Genomic DNA, 2,763 nt, shown 5'->3' with positions numbered 1-2,763 from the left:
AACAATACATAAATTAATGAAAAATTCTAATTTAAAATTATCATCAGATGCATTTATTCATTCAGATCAAGGAAGTCATTATACGAGTCCTACATTTCAAAAGTTATTAAAATCTTATAAGCTTGGACAGTCTATGTCCAGGCGCGGTAATTGTTGGGATAATGCACCACAAGAATCTTTCTTTGGTCATATGAAAGATGAAATTAATTACAAAGATTGCTTAAATTTAACTGAAATTCAGTCTGTTGTTTATAATTACATGAATTACTATAATAATCATCGATATCAATGGAATTTAAAAAAGCTGACTCCTGTCCAATACAGAAATCAGCTTTTAGCTGCTTAACTCTCTTTTTTAATGTCCTTGGCATGGGTTCTATTTTATATTTTGATGAGATTTTATTTATTGATGAAATTCCACCTAAAACTGAGATTGAAATAAAAAAATATGATGATTATTTTTTCTGCTTTATAACTACTAATGAAAAAGCTATTTTATAGAACTTTTGACTGTCCAGAAAAGGTATATTGATTCTTATTGCCTTAAATAGTTATAATTATACTTTGAATATTTATAAATTTATACATAATTGCTCGGGAATAATAATACAAGGAATTTATATACATTAATATAAATAAAATTAATAATATAATATATATTGATTTTTGAGGGGGAAAAGTATACGATATATTGTAATAAATATGAAATAAGTATAATAATAAATAATATTGCTAAAAAATATTTATATCAACTTAAAATTATAATATGAATAAAAATACATAACAATATGAAGAAAATATTTAAAAATTTAATTGAAGAGTTAAATAATAGAATATAAAGTTTGTTATTTTTGATGAAAAGGTGGTTGGATTTGGAAGGAAATATCGAAAATTGTGAGATTTATAAACGTGTTCTTAGTGGAGGGGATTTTGGTTTTTTTGAATGGAATACATATGAAAATAAATTGTTAATTTCTAAAAAAATAGAAGAAATAGTAGGATACAAATTTGATGGAATCAAAGATATGTATGAATTTATTAATGTTATAGCCTATGAAGAAGATGTAATTTTAGCAAAAAAACATTTATGTGACTATATTAATGGAGTTTTAACATCTTATGGAAGTACATTTCGGATTAGAACTCAAAATGGAGATATTAGGTGGGTTTTTATTAAAGGAAAAATATTTAAAGATAAGATAGAAAATTATAATTTAATTTCAGGAGTAATGGTAGATGTCACAGAAGATAAGGTATTTGAGGGATGCGATAGACTAACTAAAATTCCTAACAGAGCATTCTTTGTTGAGAAACTTAATAATTTAATAAAAATAAATAAAGTTCAAAATAAAAAAGGAGCTTTAATACATATAGATATTGATAATTTTAAAACTTTAAATGATAACTTTAGTCATCATTTTGCTGATATGATATTAAAATTATTTTCTCAATTAATTACAAATTTACTTGGTAAATATGGGGAAGTGGCAAGATTAGGTGGGGATGAATTTATAATATTTATTTATGAATTCGATGATATAGAAGAAATAGAGAAAATATGCAGTAAAATTCAAGAACGCATAAAAGAGCCTTTTGAAATTATGGAGAAACAAATTTATATTACTGCAAGTTTAGGGGTAGCAGTTTTTCCGGATGATAGTTTAGATATTAATGAATTATTAAAGTTTTGTGATTTTGCAATGTATAAATCGAAACTTAATGGAAAAAATATATGTACTTTTTTTGATAAACAAATATCAGAAGCTTATTTTAGAAAACTTTTAATAGAGAGTGAATTAAAGAATTCTATTAAAAATAATGAATTATATATTTTTTATCAGCCTCAAATTAATGCTTTAGATAATAAAGTGATGGGGATCGAAGCACTTTTAAGATGGAATAATGATAAGCTTGGTAATGTTTCGCCTGCTGAATTTATTCCTATAGCTGAGAATATTGGATATATAACTCAAATTGGAAATTGGGTTTTAGATAAGTCCTTAGAAATGGCTCGTATATGGAAGAATAAAGGCTATGAGTTAAATACTATATCTGTAAATATATCATCCACCCAAATAAAAAGAAGTGATTTTAAAGATACCGTAATTAATACATGTTTAAAATATGATATTCAACCTTCCTTTCTTGAAATAGAAATAACAGAGGCAACTTTAGTCTGTAAAGATAGCATTAAAGTATTAAATGAACTTATTGACAGTGGTGTAAACCTTGCAATAGATGACTTCGGAACTGGATATTCTTCTCTGAATTATTTGACTTTACTACCAGTTAATACATTAAAAATAGATAAATCATTTATTGATAATATTCAAAGCGAGAATAATCAAGCTGTAATCAAAAGTATAGTGTATTTATCAAAATCATTAAAATACAAGATAATTACTGAAGGAGTAGAGACTAAGGAACAAGTAGATTTACTTTTTAACTTAGGGTGCAACATAATTCAAGGTTACTACTTTAGCAAACCAATTGCTGAAAAAGAAATTGAGAATTTATTAAAAAATCAAAGTAAAATATAGATGAATGTTAAAACAATAGAATATTAAGAAATTTTAATTTCTATTCGTGTGGTTTAAATCTACTGTTTTTAGACGGTATAAGTGTAAGCGTCAAAATTTTGGTACCTATTTTAAAATTTTCATATGTATTAAAATATCCCAGTAAGGTAGTTATCTTTACTGGGATTAATTTTATTTCTTATCTTTAATCTTCATATTTTCAGGAATATTATTTGACCAAGGC

The 2,763-nt window shown here is 24.8% G+C and carries 2 protein-coding genes; both read left to right on the top strand.

Annotation, left to right across the window (positions count from 1 at the left end):
- On the top strand, window positions 1-346 hold a 346-nt coding region (locus tag LLF98_RS08755; protein ID WP_291702750.1), incomplete at its 5' end, for an IS3 family transposase.
- Window positions 347-872: 526 nt separating this feature from the next.
- Window positions 873-2,540 (top strand): GGDEF and EAL domain-containing protein, encoded by a 1,668-nt coding sequence (locus LLF98_RS08750; RefSeq protein ID WP_291702749.1) that lies wholly within the window; start codon window positions 873-875, stop codon window positions 2,538-2,540.
- Window positions 2,541-2,763: the final 223 nt, after the last annotated feature.

It is taken from the genome of Clostridium sp., from assembly GCF_021372645.1.
Taxonomy (GTDB): domain Bacteria; phylum Bacillota; class Clostridia; order Clostridiales; family Clostridiaceae; genus Clostridium.
The sequence above is the reverse complement of the archived record's forward strand: the minus strand, read 5'-3'. Positions and strand labels throughout refer to the sequence as shown.